Raw genomic sequence first — 16,939 nt, 5'->3', positions numbered from 1 at the left:
GGGGCCCGAATGTACACTTGCCGTGGCTCCCCGGGGGGTCGAGCCGAACGGATGGACAGGGGAGCGTGCGCGTGACGGATGAGGGTCGCCTGATCGCTGGTCGGTATCAGGTCGGACCCCGGCTGGGTCGCGGCGGGATGTCCGAGGTGTACCTCGGCACCGACAACCGCCTGGGTCGCACGGTCGCCATCAAGGAGCTGAAGCTCTCCCTCTCCTCCGATTCCGCGTTCCGCCTCCGGTTCCGCCAGGAGGCGCAGGCCGCCTCGCGCATGTCGCACCCGACGATCGTCCGCGTGTTCGACGCCGGCGAAGAGGTCACACTCGACGAGAGCGGCGCCGAGAGCCGCCGTCCGTTCATCGTGATGGAGCACATCGAGGGGCGCCTGCTCAAGGACGTCATCTCGGAGGGCCCCGTCGACCTCGACGAGGCCGTCCGCATCACCGAGGGCATCCTCACCGCCCTCGAGTACTCGCACCGCGCAGGAGTCGTGCACCGCGACATCAAGCCCGGCAACATCATGATCACCCCGGCGGGGCAGGTGAAGGTGATGGACTTCGGCATCGCCCGCGCCGTCTCCGATTCTGCCGCCACCGTCGCCCAGACGACGGCCATCCTCGGCACCGCGGCCTACTTCTCCCCCGAGCAGGCGAAGGGCGAGCAGGTCGACGCCCGCAGCGACCTCTACTCGGCGGGCATCGTCCTCTTCGAGCTCCTCACCGGCCGTGCTCCCTTCCGCGGAGCCACGCCCGTCGCGGTCGCGTACCAGCACGTCAGCGAGACCCCGCCGGCCCCCAGCTCGATCAACCCCGCCGTCACGCCCGCGCTCGACGCCGTCGTCGCCCGCGCCCTGTCGAAGGACCGCTACGAGCGGTTCCAGGGTGCTGCGGAGTTCCGCGACGATCTCCGCGACGCCGCGGCCGGCCGCCTCCCGGATCACCGCCCGATCGACGAGCTGACGACCTCGCTCTTCGCCGCGCGCAGCCAGGGTGGGATGAACGACTCAGAGCTCGCCCTGCGCCAGCTCGCCGAGGACAACTCGATCGTGCGCACTCAGCGCAGGCCCCCGGTGCTCTGGATCTGGTCGTCGATCGTGGTGCTCGCCGTGATCGTCGCCGCTCTGGTCATCTGGGTGCTGACGCTGCAGCCGACCACGACGCTCCCCTCGCAGTCGCGCGAGGTGCCCGCGCTGGTCGACACGAGCTACGACAGCGCCCAGTCGACGCTCACCGCCCTCGATCTCGTGCCCAGCCAGCTCACCGAGTACAGCGACTCCGTGCCCGCGGGCCAGGTGACGCGCACCGATCCCGGCTCGGGCACGATCGTCGCCCCCGACACGGTGATCCGGGTCTACGTCTCGCAGGGCCCCCAGCCCGTCGCCGTCCCCGCGACCGCCGGGACCGCTCTGGCCGATGCGGTCGCCGCCCTCACGGGCGCCGGGCTCGTCGAGGGCTCGCAGACCCGCCAGAACTCCCCGACCGTGCCCGCCGACGTCGTGATCTCGAGCACCCCCGCCGCCGCCCAGGAGGCCGCTCCCGGGACTCCGGTCGACCTCGTTGTCTCCTCGGGCAACGTCACGCTCCCCGATCTGGTCGGTCAGTCGCTGAGCACCGCGCTCGCGACCCTCGCGGGCGAGCAGCTCCAGCTCGTGGGCGAGGAGGCACCCGACGAGACCTGCGACTCGGTCCGCGCCAACCCGCCGATCACCACGCAGTCCGTCGCACCCGGAGACGTTCCCCAGGGCTCGACGATCGTCCTCGGCTACTGCGCGGGCTGACCGCCGAGCGGCAAGTCACCCGTCCGCCGGCCTGACGGCGGCTCCCGGGCCCGCTGGTCGAGCAGCCCCGCAAAGGCAGATCGAGACCCACCTCCCCACGGACGTGGACTCGTCCCCGGAACCAGCCTCCGCCGGCGGTGACCGACCGCTCTCAGGCGCGCTTCGCGTCGGACAGCGCCGGTGAGAGCCGCAGCACGTTGTCCTGCGCGCTGTGCTCGCCCGGCAGGGCCGTCCGGCCGCGGATGTCGCTCGGGGTGAGGCCCTCGCGGCGCTTCAGGGCCCGGCGCAGGTGGTCGGCCGAGGAGAAGCCGGACGCCGCCGCGATCGTCTCCAGCGAGATCTCCCGCGGCCGCCGACGCAGCAGCTCGACCGCGCTCGCCACCCGGGCGCGCTCGATCTCGCTCGCCACGGTCGTCCCCGCATCCTCGAACAATCGCTGCAGCGAGCGCGTCGACACGTTGACCGCGTCGGCCACCGCCTCCGGGGTGCACCGAGGAGTGCGGTGCGTCCGATCGATCACTGTCCGGGCTCGGCCGAGTGTCGCTGCGCGCACGCTCGTCGTGCCGGGCTGCGTACCCACTGCCGAGAGGAAGGCACCGACGAGCAGCTGCTTGACGACGTGCGCGAAGCCGCCGACCTCGCTGTCGCTGGGAAGCCCCGCTCCCGCATCGGCCGCCAGCGCGAAGGCGGTGGTGAAGGCGAAGGCGGCGCGGGTCGAGCGCGCGTCCGGATCGAGCGCGTACAGACCGGCCTCGGTGTCGAATCCGTAGCGGCGCATCTCCTCCCGCCGGAGCGAGAGCTGCAGCAGGGTCGCCGGAGTCGTCGACTCCGTCGTGAAGGTCGTCATGCCCGCCTGATACGAGATAGACCCCGGCCGCAGCAGGACCGTCCGCTCCGGTCCGACCATCCGCACGAAGCCGTCGATGAGGAAGCAGAAGTTCAGGACGGAGCAGTCGTCAGCACCCCAGGTCCCGCGGAGCACGCGCAGCGGGGAGGTGGAGATCAGGGTGGCGGTGAGGTCGCTCGACGAGAATCCGGCGCCCGACAGACGGGGGACAGTGCCTGGCTTCACGACGACGCGCGGCCCGAGAGTCTCGAGCTCTCTTATTCCCGAATAGGACCAGGAAATCGAGTCCACCATGCGATCTCCCGAAGAGTCTGTGTGCGCTCGACCCCCTGTCGACGCCCTTTGATTATGCATGGAGAGAGCGCTCTACTCTCCGCCAACTGTCCGTCATATCGCGACACCACCTTGGGGGGCTTCACTCGGGAGCAAATGTGTGTAGCCCCGTCACGGCGCCGATCCATCTCGGTTGCACCACCTGCATAGCGCTTTTCTGGCGCAATCCGCATCTACCCTGACGCGGATATCCTACCCCCGTTCGCGGTACAACGTGCGGGCGGACGACTCGTTGCTCTCGTCGGAAAAGGCCGGATGAGAATCGAAAGGATTAGCCGACGAGTCATCGGATGATAAGCAGAATCCCTCCTCCTCGGACATTGAGGGGAAGAGATCATGTGATGTTCTCGCCCACCTCGACGAGCCAGTTCGTGATGAGCCGGCGCCCGTTGTCGGTGAGCACCGACTCGGGGTGGAACTGCACGCCGAGGACCGGTGCGGTGCGGTGCCGGAGCCCCATCACCACGCCGTCCGCCGTGGCCGCGGTGACCACGAGCGCTTCGGGCAACGACGCCCGCTCGACGGCGAGCGAGTGGTAGCGCATGGCCGAGAAGCCCGAGGGGAGGCCGGTGAAGAGCGGATCTCCCTGGTGCAGGACGGCCGACGTGCGTCCGTGGACCAGTTCCGGCGCCTCCGACACTCTGCCGCCGAGCGCCTGCGCGATCACCTGATGACCGAGGCACACTCCGAGCAGCGGGCGACCGGTGGCGACAGCGTGGTGGACGAGCGCGATCGACGCTGCGACATCGCCCGGCCGCCCCGGACCCGGCGAGAGGAGCACGCCGTCGACCCCGTCGAGCACCTCGACATCGCCCACGACGAGGTCTGCCGCCTCGACGAGCTCCACCTCGGCGCCGAGCTCACGCAGATACGCGACCAGAGTGAAGACGAAGCTGTCGTAGTGATCGATCACGAGGATCCGGGTCATCCCGATCGACCCCCGATCACGCTCACTCCTGAACGGTGACGTTCTGATCGAGCACGATCGACTGCACCCACGGGAACACCCACTCGGCCAGTGCGGCGAGCACGAGAACGAGGAGCACCAGCAGGAGGATCAGCCGGACCCACCAGGGTCCGGGGAGGACACGCCACAGCGCCGCGTACACGATCAGCCCTCCTGTGCCAGCGAGGCCGCGATCTCAGCGGGAGGACCGGCCGATCGGGGCTGCCACGAGTCGAAGACGCCGTACGCGATGATGCGCTCGGCCGTCGAGTAGAGCGGATTGCAGCTCGTCAGGGTGATGAGCCGATCCGTGGGCACCACGTCCGTCGTCCACGGCACCGGGTCGATCACCTGCACGTCGGACGGCTGCACGTATTCGAGGTTGCGGAACCGGTAGGTGTACCAGCCGTCGGCCGTCTCGATGTAGATCGCGTCGCCCAGCTGCAGCTCGTCGATGAGGTGCATCCCGCCCCCGTACGCGCTCCGATGGGCGGCGAGCGCGAAGTTGCCGGCCTCGCCGGGCATCTGCGTGCCGGGGTAGTGGCCGATGCTGCCCTCGTCGAGGACGTTCGCGGCGTCGATCCCCTCGGCGATCGTCCGCACCCAGCCCTCGCCGTAGCGGGGGATGTAGAGGTTGCCGAAGGAGGTGTCGAGAGCGGCGGCCGAGGCGACCACCGGGGTGCCGAAGTCGGCCGGCGCCGCCTCGGCGGCCTCGGTCGGCGCGGGGACCGGATCGGAGGGGCCCCAGCTGTCGCGCAGCTCTGCCGCCTCCGAGGTCTGCTGCCCCGCGATCACCGCGTCGTTCCACCACAGCTGCCAGCCGAGGAAGAGCAGGACCAGAACGCCCGCCGTCGTGAGCAGCTCGCCGAGAACACCGAAGAACGAGAGTCGGGTTCGCGGACGCACGCGCCTGCGCGTCGAGCGCGGGCGGAGGGGAGCTGCCCCGGGCGGCTGGTCGGACATGCCCCGAGTCTAAGCGGGGGCCGTGAACCGCGGACCCGGCTGTGAAGGCTTGTGGACAGCTCTCCACAGGTCCCCCTCAGGCCGCGCGCTCCCGGTCCTCCGCCCTAGCCCGGTACAGTGGTCGGCATGGCACGAGCGACGAAGAGCCCGAAGCCCGAGCGCGAAGAAGCCCGTGCCGGTGAGCCCACTCCCAACCCGGTCTGGTTCAAGCCGGTGATGTTCGGCTTCATGCTGCTCGGACTCGCCTGGATCATCGTCTTCTACGTGAGCCAGGGAGTCCTGCCGATCCCCGATCTCGGCAACCTCAACATCCTGATCGGGTTCGGCATCGCGTTCATCGGCTTCCTGATGACGACCCGCTGGCGCTGATCCCCTCTCGTTCATGAACGACGCCCCGTCCGGCCCGCCGACGGGGCGTTCGTCGTCGGTGGCGAGGCTGCGCGCCGTCGGCTGCGTCTTCGCGGAGGAGGAGGCCGGCCTCCTCGAGGAGGCCGCCGTCGATGACGAGCCACTCGAGGCGCTCCTGCGCCGGCGCGAGGCCGGCGAGCCGCTCGAGCAGATCCTCGGCTGGGTCGCCTTCCGCGGGCTGCGCATTCCTGTGATGCCCAGTGTCTTCGTGCCGCGGGTGCGCACCGAGTTCGTCGTCGACGCGGCCCTCCCGCTCCTCCCCTCCCCCACCGCCGTCGTTCTCGACCTCTGCTGCGGAGCCGGCGCGATCGGCCGCTCCCTGCTCGAGGAGCGCCCGCGACTCCGGCTGCTCGCCGCCGACGTCTCCCCTGCGGCCGTCGCCTGCGCGCGCCGCACTCTCGACGGCCTCGCCCCCGTCTACGAGGGCGACCTCTTCTCCGCGCTGCCCGACTCGTTCCGGCACCGCATCGACTTCGTCGTCGTGAACGCCCCCTACGTGCCCACCGAGGCGATCGCTCTGATGCCTCCCGAGGCCCGGCTGCACGAGCCCGTCGAGTCGCTCGACGGCGGCGCCGACGGCCTCGAGCTGCACAGGAGGATCGCGCTCGAGTCGCGCGACTGGCTGGCTCCTCGGGGCGGAGTCGTCATCGAGTCGAGCCGTGAGCAGGCGGAGGCGAGCGGTGCAGCCTTCACCACCGCAGGCTTCGAGACCCGGATCCGCTACGACGACGAGCGGGAGGCGACGGTCGTGATCGCGCTCCTCGCGGGAACTACACGCGTGTAATTATCCCCAGGTGTGGAAACTCCTGTGGAGAACTCCCGAGCCGTCCCAGAACGGAGACTCGCAGCGGCCGCAGCGCCGCATCGGCGCCACGACTGCCGATCGGCAGCCCGGATCGTCCTGCTCCCGCGCGGCGTCCGAATCACACTGGCGTAGTTCTCCCCAGTGTTAACAACTCTGTGGATAACTCCGTCCACAGCTGTGAAGAGCCGTTGTGGACGGGGCAGCCGCCCCGGTGACGAGTAACCGAATCAGGAGGTGTCGGGAGTTGCGGCGCGTCTACGCGAGGACGTACGCCGCCGCGGTGACCGCGACGAGACCTGCGCCGATCAGCCCGACGAGGAGATTCTGGGTGCGGCGCTGCGACCTCTGCCGCGTGCGCGTGTAGACCAGCCCGATCAGCGCCCCGGCGACCAGGCCGCCGACGTGCGCCTGCCAGGCGACGTTCATGCCGGGCAGGAAGCCGATGACGAGGTTGAGCCCGACCAGCACGAGCAGCTGCGAGGCCTGACCGCCCAGGTGGCGCAGGATCACGAGGTACGCGCCCATCAGGCCGAAGATCGCTCCGGAGGCGCCGAGCACCGGGGTCAGCGGGTTCGACAGCAGTAGCACCCCGACCGATCCCGCGAAGCCGCTCAGGAGGAAGAGGGTGAGGTACCGCCCACGGCCGAGCATCCGCTCGAGAGCCATGCCGAACACCCACAGCGTGTACATGTTCAGCACGAGGTGGAACGGGATGACGAAGAAGAGGGACGTGCTGTGCAGGAACACCGAGGTCAGCATCCGCCACGGCTCGAACCCGGCACCGAAGCCGGGGAGCGTGTAGGCGGGGGCGTAGAGCAGCCCGCCGATGACGGTGTTGCCCACGAACGGGAGGATCTCGAGGATCCATACGACGATGCAGAGGGCGATGATCGCGTAGGTGACCGTCGGCTGGTCGGCCCGGGTCATCGCACGCACACGCGAGAGCAGTGGTCCGCGGGTGCGCGGGGCGGAGGCGCGCTGCTGCGCCATGTCGTCGGGGCAGATCACGCCGACAGGGGCCGGAGTCTGGCACTCGCCGCAGATGGTTCGGCCGCAGCGCTGGCAGCGCACGAAGCTCTGCCGGTCGGGGTGGCGGTAGCAGGCGTACGCGCTGCTCGGCGGGACCTGGGTCACGGACGTGCCTCCGGTGAGAACGAGGGCCGGGCCCTTCCGGACCCGGCCCTCGAGAGGATGGTGATGGACGAGGCGATCAGGCCTCGGTGATCTCGACGCTGTCGATCACGACGTCGTCGAGCGGCTTGTCGCGACCGTCGGTCGCCACGGTCGAGAGCGACTGCACGAGTTTCTTCGACTCCTCGTCGGCGACGGCACCGAAGATGGTGTGCTTGCCCTGCAGCCACGTCGTCGGAGCGACAGTGATGAAGAACTGCGAGCCGTTCGTGCCACGGCCCGCCTGCTTGCCGGCGTTGGCCATCGCGAGGATGTAGGGCTCGGTGAAGTCCAGCTCAGGGCTGATCTCGTCGTCGAACTGGAAGCCGGGGCCGCCGATGCCCTGGCCGAGCGGGTCGCCGCCCTGGAGCATGAAGTCGGGGATGACGCGGTGGAACACGGTGCCGTTGTAGAGCGGCTCGGTGGTCTTGGCGCCGGTGGCGGGGTGGGTCCACTCGATCTCGCCGGTCGCGAGACCGACGAAGTTGCGGACCGTCTTGGGAGCGTGATTCCCGTAGAGGTTGACGACGATGTCGCCCTTGTTGGTGTGGAACGTCGCAACTGCGGTGTGCAAAGGCATGGGTGGATTCTCGCACAGCGCGTATGTAGGGCTCCGCAACGCCCGGTGTCAATGCGCTGGGTGCGCGATGCGGACGCCTCGCGATGAGTGGCAGTATTGACGCGTTCGCTGCTCGTAGCCGATGGAGGACCAAGTGGGTCTGTCACGTAAGCACAAGAAGGATCTCAAGCGTCTCCGCAAGAACGCCGAGGCGGTCTGGAGCGAGCAGCAGGAAGTGCTGGCGCACGCCGCCTCTGTTCTCGAGAAGAGCCGCCGTCACGCGACCAAGTACGCGAAGAAGGAGGTCGTGCCCCTCGTCAAGGACACGTACCAGTCCCGCGTGCGGCCGGTCTACGACAACGGCGTCTCGGCGGTCGAGGGCACGTACTCCTCGGCTCGCGACGCCTACAAGCACAAGGTCCTGCCGACCTTCGCCGCTGTCGGCGGCACCGCCGCGGCCGCGTTCGAGGCCGCGAAGGACTCGAAGAACCGCGCGAAGCTCGCCGAGATCTCGAAGGCGCGCTGGGAGGAGCTGACCACTCCCCCGAAGAAGAAGAACAAGGCCGGCACGGTCTTCGCGATCGGCGCCGCTCTCGTCGCCGTCGGCGGGATCGGCTACGCCGTCTGGCAGACGTTCCGCGCCGACGACGAGCTGTGGGTCGCCGAGGACGAGCCGGCCAGCGCCGCGCAGTCCCCCGCGTCGACCGCCTCCTGATCGACGGACTCCCGGACCGGATCTCGCCCCGCGAGGTCCGGTCCTTCCGTCTGTCCGGAACCTCGCGGCTCCGGGGTTAGGCTTCTCCGATGGACATCCGGGTCGCCGCGTACGGCGTGATCATCGACGGCGACCGCATGCTCCTCGCTCACTGGAGCCAGGGACCGTGGGAGGCGTGGACGCTTCCCGGCGGCGGGATCGACGAGGGCGAGTCGCCCGCCGACGCCGCCGTCCGCGAGATCTTCGAGGAGACGGGCTTCCACGCCGAGCTCGAGGCCCTGATCGGGGTCGACTCGCACGTGATCCCCGCGCACCGCCGCAGCGTGCCCGAGGCCGGGCCCCTGCACGCGATCCGCGTCGTCTACCGCGCCCGTATCGTCGGCGGCGAGCTCACCCACGAGGTCGACGGCTCCACCGACGCGGCCGCCTGGTTCCCACTCGCCGAGGTCGAGGGTCTCGAGCGCGTCGAACTGGTCGACGTGGCGCTCGGGATGAACGAGGCGTGGCTCCTCCGCTGACCGTCCCGGGAATCACCGGGTCGCGCACGGCGTTGGCCCTCCCATGATCATCGAGCTGTACACCTCCGCCTTCTGCGGCGCCTGCAACGCCGCGCGCTCGGTGCTCGAGCGTGCAGCCGAGCTCGTCCCGTCGGCCGAGATCCGCGAGTCGGACGTCGCGTTCCACCCCGCCGAGGCCGAGGTCGCCGACATCCGCTCCACCCCGACCGTGATCGTGCGCAACGCGGAGGGAACGGCCGTGTTCCGGGCCGAGGGAGCGCCGTCGCTCCCCCAGGCACTCTCCGCCCTGGCTCTCGCCCTCCCGGCCGTAGGGTGACCTCGGGAGGTCCCATGCGCAACGGCATCGCTGCCACCGGAGTCGCGCTCGCGACGCTCGCCTCCCTCGCCCTGTCCGGATGCGCGACCGAGCCCGTCTCGAGCGCCGTCGTCGGCATCGGACGGGGCGGCCAGTACGGCCAGGTCCTCGGGGTCGTCGTGGTCTGCTCGGGGAGCGTGGACGGACTCGACCTCGCCACCGAGGACCGTGCTCCTCTGATCATCGGCGACGGGCAGCGGAGGATCACCCGCTGGGTCTCCCCCGAGGCCGTCACCGAGCTCGGTGCCACGGATCTGGTGGGCCGCACCGTGTGGCCGGCCGACACCGTGATCGACCGCTTCGCTCCGGGAATCGACTACTCGCTCGGCGCCTACGCCGACGGCCGCTCGATGTCGGTGCGTCCGGTGGTCTTCACCTCGGACCAGTTCGACACCCTCTCGGTCGGCGAGATCATCGTCGGCGACATCCGCGACGGCACATCCGAGACCCTCTCCGTCGAGAACTTCCTCGGCCTCGCCTGCCAGCCGGCCTGACGCCGAGCCATTCCAAGATCGTTCCGCGCCTTATTAAAGCTTAGATCTTCAAGCTTGAGTAACATGGCCGCATGGTGATGGAAGGCAAGGGGGAGCAGCGACAGCCTGCGTGGCCGCGCACGACCTTCGAGTCACGACCCTGGCAGCGAAGCGGAGACGAGGTCGCCTCCCGCCGGAGGATCCTCGCTGCCGCCGGACCGTACGAGGCGGCCGTCCCGGCCTTCATCGCGGAGCTCGATCTCTCACTGCCGGATGAACTCGTCGCACTCAGCGAGGACGCAGGACGGGAGCTCACCCGGTTCGACGCCGAAGTCGGCTCTCTGGCCGCTCCGTTCGCCTCGATCCTGCTCCGCACCGAGAGCGCCTCGAGCTCCGAGGTCGAGCACCTCACGTCCTCGGCCAAGCAGGTGGCGCTCGCGGAGCTCGGCGACTCGACTTCGGCGAATGCGAAGCTGGTGGTCCGCAACGTCGCAGCGATGGAGGCGGCGGTCGCGCTGTCTCACGACCTCGACACGGCCGCTGTCCTGACGATGCACAAGGCCCTTCTCGAGGAGTCGAACCCCGACATCGTCGGGCAGTGGCGTGACGATCAGGTCTGGATCGGCGGTGGCGGGCTCTCGCCCCACGCCGCCGCCTTCGTCCCACCCCACCACGATCGTGTTCCGGCTCTGATGGACGACGTGATGGCCTTCGCGCGACGAGTCGATCTGCCGCTGATGGCCCAGCTCGCCGTCGCGCACGCGCAGTTCGAGACGATCCACCCCTTCCCGGACGGGAACGGTCGCACCGGGAGAGCACTTGTGCAGGGCATGCTGCGCGCGAGCGGCGTGACGAGGAATGTCACCGTCCCCGTCTCCGCGGGTCTCCTCGGGGACACGGAGCGGTACTTCCGCGCTCTGAGCTCCTACCGGGAGGGAGACGTCCGGCCGATCGTCGAGACGATGTCGGAGGCGGCGTTCGCCGCTGTCTCGAACGGGCGCATCCTCGAGCAGGACATCACACGGATCGGATCCCGATGGGACGACGTGATCCACGCGCGCAGTGACTCCTCAGCACACCGACTGAAGCGGATGCTGCTGCGACAGCCCATCGTGACGGTGCCGATAGTCGCCCGCGAACTCGGGGTCAGCTTCCCCGCTGCTGACGCCTCCGTCCGGACTCTCGTTGAGGCGGAGGTACTGTCGCGCTGGGGTACGGGCCGCCGCAACCGCTACTTCCAGGCGACGGAGGTCCTGGTGGCACTCGACGCCTTCGGTGCACGTGCGAGGCGACGCAGCCCGAGACGCTGACGGCCGGCGTTCACCGATCAGCCGGCACGACGGCAGCCGCGGAGCGCTGCTGGACTATGTGGAGCCTGGGAGAATCGAACTCCCGACATCCTGCTTGCAAAGCAGGCGCTCTACCAACTGAGCTAAGGCCCCGGATCAGCGAGCCGATCAGGAGGGTTCTACCGCCGGATGAAGGCGGGAGGCGAGAATCGCGTTCCAGCGATTCTCGGCAGCCGACGCGACCCGCTCCATGGGAACGGGCCACCTCGACAAGCCGACCGCGGATCGCCGCGCGAGGAGCGGCGATCACAATCGGCACAGTGGGGGTACCAGGACTTGAACCTGGGACCTCTTCATTATCAGTGAAGCGCTCTAACCGCCTGAGCTATACCCCCGAAATGGCCAGAGGAGACGTTACCTGATCTTGCGTCAGAATCCCAATCGGCCGCTCCGTGCCGCCCTACTGGTTGGTGAAGCCGACCAGCAGACCGCCGGTGATCTTGACGCTGAGGTTGTACAGCAGCGCCACGATCGCTCCGAGGGCGGTGGTGACGATCGTGTTCAGCACCGCCACGACGACCGCGAAGCCCATGATCTGGGGCAGCGAGATGATCGTGTTGAGGTCGAACGCCTCTGCGCCGGCGATGTCCTGCACCAGGCCATTGACCTGGTCGAACACGCCCGTCTGCGCGAGCACCGTGTAGACGAGGTAGACGACCACGATCGTGATGATCGCGAGCGTCAGCCCCAGCAGGAACGACAGCTTCACGGACGACCAGAAGTCGACGTACACGAGCTTGAGTCGGACCTGCTTCGCCGCCGGGCTCTTCGCGGACTTCTTGGCGAGCTTCTCGGCGACGCTGCTACTCATCTACGGACCCATCCTCCTCCGACACCGGGCCGGATTCGGAGGACGCCGCTGCGGCGTCGGGATCCTCGTCCGGGGCGTCGAGATTGCGTTCGGTGTTCTTGGCGAGTGCGATGATGCGGTCGTCCTCTGCGAATCGTGCGAAGACGACTCCCATGGTGTCGCGACCCTTGGCCGGTACCTCGGCCACGGCAGAGCGTACCACCTTGCCGCTGGCGAGGACGACGAGGACCTCGTCGTCCTCTCCCGTGATGATCGCACCGACCAGGTCGCCGCGCTTCTCCTCGAGCTTGGCCACCTTGATGCCGAGCCCGCCGCGGCCCTGGAGGCGGTACTGGTCGACCGCGGTGCGCTTGGCGTAGCCGCCCTCGGTGACCACGAACACGTAGCCCTCGTCGCTGACGACGTTGGCGTCGAGCAGTCGGTCGTCGCCGCGGAACGACATGCCCATGACTCCGGAGGTCGACCGGCCCATCGGGCGCAGCGCCGCATCGGAGGCGGTGAAGCGGATCGACATGCCCTTGCGGGAGACGAGCAGCACGTCGCTGTCGTCCTCGACCAGCATCGCCGAGACCAGCTCGTCGCCCTCGCGGAGCTTGATCGCGATGATGCCGCCGGTGCGGTTGGTGTCGTACTCGAGCAGGGCCGTCTTCTTCACCAGTCCGTCGCGGGTGGCGAGCACGAGGTAGCGGGCCGCCTCGTAGTCGCGGATGTCGAGGATCTGCGCGATCTGCTCGCCGGGCTCGAGGGCGAGCAGGTTCGCGATGTGCTGGCCCTTCGCGTCGCGGCCGGCCTCCTGCAGCTCATAGGTCTTGGCGCGGTACACGCGTCCGGTGTTCGTGAAGAACAGCAGCCAGTGGTGCGTGGTGGTGACGAAGAAGTGCTCGACGATGTCGTCGGCCTTCAGCTGCGCACCGCGCACTCCCCGGCCGCCGCGGTGCTGCGCGCGGTAGGAGTCGCTCTTGGTGCGCTTGAGGTAGCCGCCGCGGGTGACGGTGACGACCATCTCCTCCTCGGGGATGAGGTCCTCGACGCTCATGTCGCCGTCGAACCCGAACAGGATCTCGGTGCGGCGGTCGTCACCGAAGCGCTCGACGATCTCGTCGAGCTCGTCGGAGATGATGGTGCGCTGGCGCTCCGGGCTCGCGAGGATCGACTTGTAGTCCTCGATCTCGGCCTGGATGCGGTCGTGCTCGTCGATGATCTTCTGGCGCTCGAGCGCGGCCAGGCGACGCAGCTGCATGTCGAGGATCGCGCGAGCCTGGACCTCGTCGATCTCGAGGAGCTCCATCAGGCCGTCGCGCGCCTCCTCGACGGTGGGGGAGCGGCGGATGAGGGCGATGACCTCGTCGAGCGCGTCGAGCGCCTTGAGGTAGCCGCGCAGGATGTGGATGCGCGCCTCGGCCTCGTCGAGGAGGTACTGGGTGCGGCGGACGATGACCTCGACCTGGTGGTCGACCCACGCGCGGATGAAGCCGTCGAGGGAGAGCGTGCGCGGGATGCCGTCGACGATCGCGAGCATGTTCGCGCCGAAGTTCTCCTGCAGCGGGGTGTGCTTGTAGAGGTTGTTCAGCACGACCTTGGCGACGGCGTCGCGCTTGAGCACGACGACGAGGCGCTGACCCGTGCGGCCGGAGGTCTCGTCGCGGATGTCGGCGATGCCCGAGACACGGCCGTCCTTCACGAGCTCGGCGATCTTGATCGCGAGGTTGTCGGGGTTCACCTGGTACGGCAGCTCGGTGACGACGAGGCAGGTGCGACCCTGGATCTCCTCGATCGAGACGACGGCGCGCATCGTGATCGAGCCGCGACCGGTGCGGTAGGCGTCCTGGATGCCGCGGACCCCGAGGATCTGCGCGCCGGTGGGGAAGTCGGGGCCCTTGATGCGCTGCAGCAGCGCGTCGAGGAGCTCCTCGCGCGACGCCTCCGGGTTCTCGAGCGCCCACTTGGCCCCGGCCGCCACCTCGCGCAGGTTGTGCGGCGGGATGTTCGTCGCCATGCCCACGGCGATGCCGACCGAGCCGTTGACGAGGAGATTGGGGAAGCGCGCGGGGAGGATCGCCGGCTCGCGGGTGCGGCCGTCGTAGTTGTCCTGGAAGTCGACAGTGTTCTTGTCGATGTCCTTGACCATCTCGAGGGCCAGGGGGGACATCTTCGTCTCGGTGTACCGGGGGGCCGCCGCGCCGTCGTTGCCGGGGGAGCCGAAGTTGCCCTGACCGAGCGCGAGCGGGTAGCGGAGGCTCCACGGCTGCACGAGACGCACGAGGGCGTCGTAGATGGCGGAGTCGCCGTGCGGGTGGAACTGGCCCATGACGTCGCCGACGACGCGCGAGCACTTCGAGAACGCCTTGTCGGGGCGGTAGCCGCCGTCGTACATGGCGTAGATCACGCGGCGGTGCACGGGCTTGAGCCCGTCGCGCACCTCGGGGAGGGCGCGGCCGACGATGACGCTCATCGCGTAGTCGAGGTACGAGCGCTGCATCTCGAGCTGCAGGTCGACGGGCTCGATCTTGTCGTGCCCGTGGATCACGACACCGGTCTCGGTGACGATGTCCTCGCCCTCGTCGGGTCCGGTGGGGGTGGTGGGTTCGTCTGCCATGAGTCTCTGTCTTCTCAGGTGGGCCAGGGCCTCGGGTGGTCATCGAGGGCGAGTGCGCTGGGTGTCAGTCGTTGTGGTGGACGGCGGGCCGGTGTCGGTGTTCTTGTCGGTGGTGCGGCCCATTGAGGGCCGCCGTCACGTTGTCGAAGTGGTTGCTTTCCGCGGCCGTGTGCCGCGGGGCTGCCGCCTTTCTCGACATCCGAGATCGCGATGCGATCTCAAATATCGAGGAACCTCACGTCCTTCGCATTCTTCTGGATGAAGGAGCGGCGGGATTCGACGTCCTCGCCCATCAGGGTCGAGAAGATCTCGTCTGCCGCGGCCGCATCGTCGAGCGTGACCTGGAGGAGGGTCCGCGTCGCGGGGTCCATCGTGGTCTCCCACAGCTCCTTGTAGTCCATCTCGCCGAGACCCTTGTAGCGCTGGATCCCGTTGTCCTTCGGCATCCGCTTGTTGGTCGCCGAGCCGTGCGCGAGCAGAGCGTCGCGCTCGCGGTCGCTGTAGACGTACTCGTGCGGCGAGTTCGACCACTTGAGGCGGTAGAGCGGCGGCTGTGCGAGGTAGACGTAGCCGAGATCGATCAGCGGACGCATGTAGCGGAAGAGCAGCGTCAGCAGCAGCGTCGTGATGTGCTGGCCGTCGACGTCGGCGTCGGCCATCAGGATGATCTTGTGGTACCGCGCCTTGTCGGGGTTGAAGTCCTCGCCGATGCCGGCTCCGAAGGCCGTGATCATCGCCTGGACCTCGTTGTTGCCGAGAGCCCTGTCGAGACGGGCCTTCTCGACGTTGAGGATCTTGCCGCGGAGGGGGAGGATCGCCTGCGTCTCGGGGTTGCGGCCCTGGACGGCCGAGCCGCCCGCCGAGTCGCCCTCGACGATGAAGATCTCGGAGATCGACGGGTCCTTCGACTGGCAGTCCTTGAGCTTGCCCGGCATGCCGCCGCCCTCGAGCAGCCCCTTGCGACGGGCGGTCTCGCGGGCCTTGCGGGCGGCCATCCGCGCGGACGCGGCCTGGATCGCCTTGCGGATGATGTCCTTGGCCTGGTTGGGGTTGCGATCGAACCAGTCGGCGAGCTGCTCGCCGGCCACCCGCTGCACGAACGCCTTGGCCTCGGTGTTGCCGAGCTTGGTCTTCGTCTGGCCCTCGAACTGCGGCTCTCCGAGCTTGATCGACACGACGGCGGTGAGGCCCTCGCGGATGTCGTCGCCGGAGAGGTTCTCGTCCTTCTCCTTCAGGAGGTTGTTCGCGCGGGCGTACTTGTTCACGAGGGTCGTGAGTGCCGCGCGGAAGCCCTCCTCGTGAGTGCCGCCCTCGTGGGTGTTGATGGTGTTTGCGTAGGTGTGCACGCTCTCCGTGTAGGCCGTGGTCCACTGCATCGCGACCTCGAGCGAGATGCGGCGCTCGGTGTCCTCGGACTCGAAGTCGATGATCTCGGAGTGCACGAGATCCGACTTCTTCAGTGAGTTGATGTACTCGACGTAGTCGACGAGACCCTTCTCGTAGAGGAACACGTCACTGCGCGGGCCGGACGTCTCGTCCTCGCCGACGCCGTCGAACTCGACCTCGTTCTCGTCGGTGAGCGCGATGCGCAGGCCCTTGTTGAGGAACGCCATCTGCTGGAACCGGGCGCGCAGCGTCTCGTAGTCGAACTCGACGGTCTCGAAGATCTCGGCGTTGGGCCAGAACGTGATGGTGGTGCCGGTCTCGTCGCTCGCCTCGTCCTGGCTGAGCGGCGCCTCCGGGACGCCGTCGGCGAAGGTCATGCGGTACACCGCGCCCTGGCGCTTGACCTCGACCTCGAGTCTGCTCGAGAGGGCGTTGACGACGGAGGAGCCGACGCCGTGGAGACCGCCCGAGACGGCGTAGCCGCCGCCGCCGAACTTGCCGCCGGCGTGCAGCACGGTGAGGACGAGCTCGACGGTCGAGATGCCCTCGGTCGGGTGCATGTCGACGGGGATGCCGCGGCCGTTGTCGGTGACCCGCACGCCTCCGTCGGCGCGCATGACGACCTCGATGTCGTCGCAGTAGCCCGCGAGCGCCTCGTCGACGGCGTTGTCGACGATCTCGTATACGAGGTGGTGCAGACCGCGCGGGCCCGTCGATCCGATGTACATGCCGGGGCGCTTGCGCACCGCCTCGAGGCCCTCGAGGACCTGGATCTGGTTGGCGCCGTAATCGCCGGAGGACTTCGTCGACATGCTCTCGTGGGGAGCGGTCTGTTCACCGGCACCGGGCTCGACGGCACCGGGCTCGACGGCACCGGGGCCCGAGGAGCCGGTCGCGTCCAGGTCGTTCGTGGCGGGTGACGTGGAGTCG

Annotated in this window: 17 protein-coding genes and 2 tRNA genes; 8 read left to right on the top strand and 11 right to left on the bottom strand. The window is 68.7% G+C overall.

The features are described 5' to 3' along the window. Positions 1–71 precede the first annotated feature (71 nt). Positions 72–1,775: a Stk1 family PASTA domain-containing Ser/Thr kinase gene (gene pknB / locus ASG06_RS06190; protein ID WP_056040554.1), complete on the top strand. Its 1,704-nt coding sequence runs from the start codon at positions 72–74 to the stop codon at positions 1,773–1,775. Between the two features lie 151 nt (positions 1,776–1,926). Here the strand turns inward: pknB and ASG06_RS06185 are convergent, their stop codons facing one another. The 4 genes from ASG06_RS06185 to ASG06_RS06175 form a co-directional block, all read right to left on the bottom strand. Beyond that, entirely contained in the window at positions 1,927–2,916 is a 990-nt protein-coding gene (locus tag ASG06_RS06185; RefSeq protein ID WP_162239006.1) for a helix-turn-helix domain-containing protein, read from the bottom strand. A gap of 373 nt (positions 2,917–3,289) precedes the next feature. Next, on the bottom strand, positions 3,290–3,883 hold the full coding sequence (locus ASG06_RS06180; protein WP_056039877.1) for an anthranilate synthase component II: 594 nt from the start codon (positions 3,881–3,883) through the stop codon (positions 3,290–3,292). Positions 3,884–3,905: 22 nt separating this feature from the next. After that, entirely contained in the window at positions 3,906–4,064 is a 159-nt protein-coding gene (locus ASG06_RS20200) for a hypothetical protein (RefSeq protein ID WP_197409363.1), read from the bottom strand. A gap of 2 nt (positions 4,065–4,066) precedes the next feature. After that, positions 4,067–4,864 (bottom strand): class E sortase, encoded by a 798-nt coding sequence (locus tag ASG06_RS06175; RefSeq protein WP_056039875.1) that lies wholly within the window; start codon positions 4,862–4,864, stop codon positions 4,067–4,069. Between the two features lie 126 nt (positions 4,865–4,990). Here ASG06_RS06175 and ASG06_RS06170 point away from each other — a divergent pair, with 126 nt between their 5' ends. Together ASG06_RS06170 and ASG06_RS06165 are read left to right on the top strand one after the other, a co-directional pair. Then, the gene (locus ASG06_RS06170) at positions 4,991–5,233 is read left to right on the top strand and encodes a cell division protein CrgA (protein ID WP_056039872.1); all 243 of its coding nucleotides are present in this window, start codon (positions 4,991–4,993) and stop codon (positions 5,231–5,233) included. A gap of 13 nt (positions 5,234–5,246) precedes the next feature. Further along, the gene (locus tag ASG06_RS06165; RefSeq protein ID WP_056039870.1) at positions 5,247–6,056 is read left to right on the top strand and encodes a putative protein N(5)-glutamine methyltransferase; all 810 of its coding nucleotides are present in this window, start codon (positions 5,247–5,249) and stop codon (positions 6,054–6,056) included. A gap of 276 nt (positions 6,057–6,332) precedes the next feature. On the opposite strand, the gene ASG06_RS06160 is transcribed toward ASG06_RS06165, so the two are convergent. After that, the gene (locus tag ASG06_RS06160; protein WP_056039868.1) at positions 6,333–7,211 is read right to left on the bottom strand and encodes a rhomboid family intramembrane serine protease; all 879 of its coding nucleotides are present in this window, start codon (positions 7,209–7,211) and stop codon (positions 6,333–6,335) included. A gap of 76 nt (positions 7,212–7,287) precedes the next feature. Beyond that, entirely contained in the window at positions 7,288–7,827 is a 540-nt protein-coding gene (locus tag ASG06_RS06155; RefSeq protein WP_056039865.1) for a peptidylprolyl isomerase, read from the bottom strand. A gap of 133 nt (positions 7,828–7,960) precedes the next feature. Here ASG06_RS06155 and ASG06_RS06150 point away from each other — a divergent pair, with 133 nt between their 5' ends. The 5 genes from ASG06_RS06150 (at position 7,961) to ASG06_RS06130 (ending at position 11,177) form a co-directional block, all read left to right on the top strand. Further along, the gene (locus tag ASG06_RS06150; protein ID WP_056039863.1) at positions 7,961–8,521 is read left to right on the top strand and encodes a hypothetical protein; all 561 of its coding nucleotides are present in this window, start codon (positions 7,961–7,963) and stop codon (positions 8,519–8,521) included. An 89-nt stretch (positions 8,522–8,610) separates the two neighbouring features. Further along, entirely contained in the window at positions 8,611–9,039 is a 429-nt protein-coding gene (locus ASG06_RS06145; RefSeq protein ID WP_056039861.1) for an NUDIX hydrolase, read from the top strand. Positions 9,040–9,082: 43 nt separating this feature from the next. Continuing rightward, entirely contained in the window at positions 9,083–9,355 is a 273-nt protein-coding gene (locus tag ASG06_RS06140; RefSeq protein ID WP_056039859.1) for a glutaredoxin family protein, read from the top strand. Positions 9,356–9,369: 14 nt separating this feature from the next. Further along, on the top strand, positions 9,370–9,888 hold the full coding sequence (locus ASG06_RS06135; protein ID WP_056039856.1) for a hypothetical protein: 519 nt from the start codon (positions 9,370–9,372) through the stop codon (positions 9,886–9,888). A 71-nt stretch (positions 9,889–9,959) separates the two neighbouring features. Then, complete coding sequence (locus tag ASG06_RS06130; RefSeq protein ID WP_231727627.1) at positions 9,960–11,177, top strand: Fic family protein; 1,218 nt, start codon at positions 9,960–9,962, stop codon at positions 11,175–11,177. A gap of 59 nt (positions 11,178–11,236) precedes the next feature. Here the strand turns inward: ASG06_RS06130 and ASG06_RS06125 are convergent. The 5 genes from ASG06_RS06125 to gyrB form a co-directional block, all read right to left on the bottom strand. Further along, positions 11,237–11,309: transfer RNA gene (locus tag ASG06_RS06125), tRNA-Ala, on the bottom strand. 168 nt (positions 11,310–11,477) lie between these two features. Then, positions 11,478–11,551: transfer RNA gene (locus ASG06_RS06120), tRNA-Ile, on the bottom strand. A gap of 65 nt (positions 11,552–11,616) precedes the next feature. Then, positions 11,617–12,027 (bottom strand): DUF3566 domain-containing protein, encoded by a 411-nt coding sequence (locus ASG06_RS06115; RefSeq protein ID WP_056039854.1) that lies wholly within the window; start codon positions 12,025–12,027, stop codon positions 11,617–11,619. Continuing rightward, a complete protein-coding gene (gene gyrA / locus ASG06_RS06110; protein WP_082498973.1) occupies positions 12,020–14,623 on the bottom strand; it encodes a DNA gyrase subunit A in 2,604 nt (867 codons plus the stop codon). The genes ASG06_RS06115 and gyrA overlap by 8 nt, the downstream gene beginning before the upstream one ends. A 218-nt stretch (positions 14,624–14,841) precedes the next feature. Then, positions 14,842–16,821: a DNA topoisomerase (ATP-hydrolyzing) subunit B gene (gyrB, locus tag ASG06_RS06105; RefSeq protein ID WP_056040548.1), complete on the bottom strand. Its 1,980-nt coding sequence runs from the start codon at positions 16,819–16,821 to the stop codon at positions 14,842–14,844. Positions 16,822–16,939: the final 118 nt, after the last annotated feature.

Source organism: Rathayibacter sp. Leaf185, assembly GCF_001423885.1.
Classification (GTDB): Bacteria; Actinomycetota; Actinomycetes; order Actinomycetales; family Microbacteriaceae; genus Rathayibacter.
Note: the sequence above shows the minus strand (reverse complement) of the source record. Positions and strands in the feature narration are given on the sequence as shown.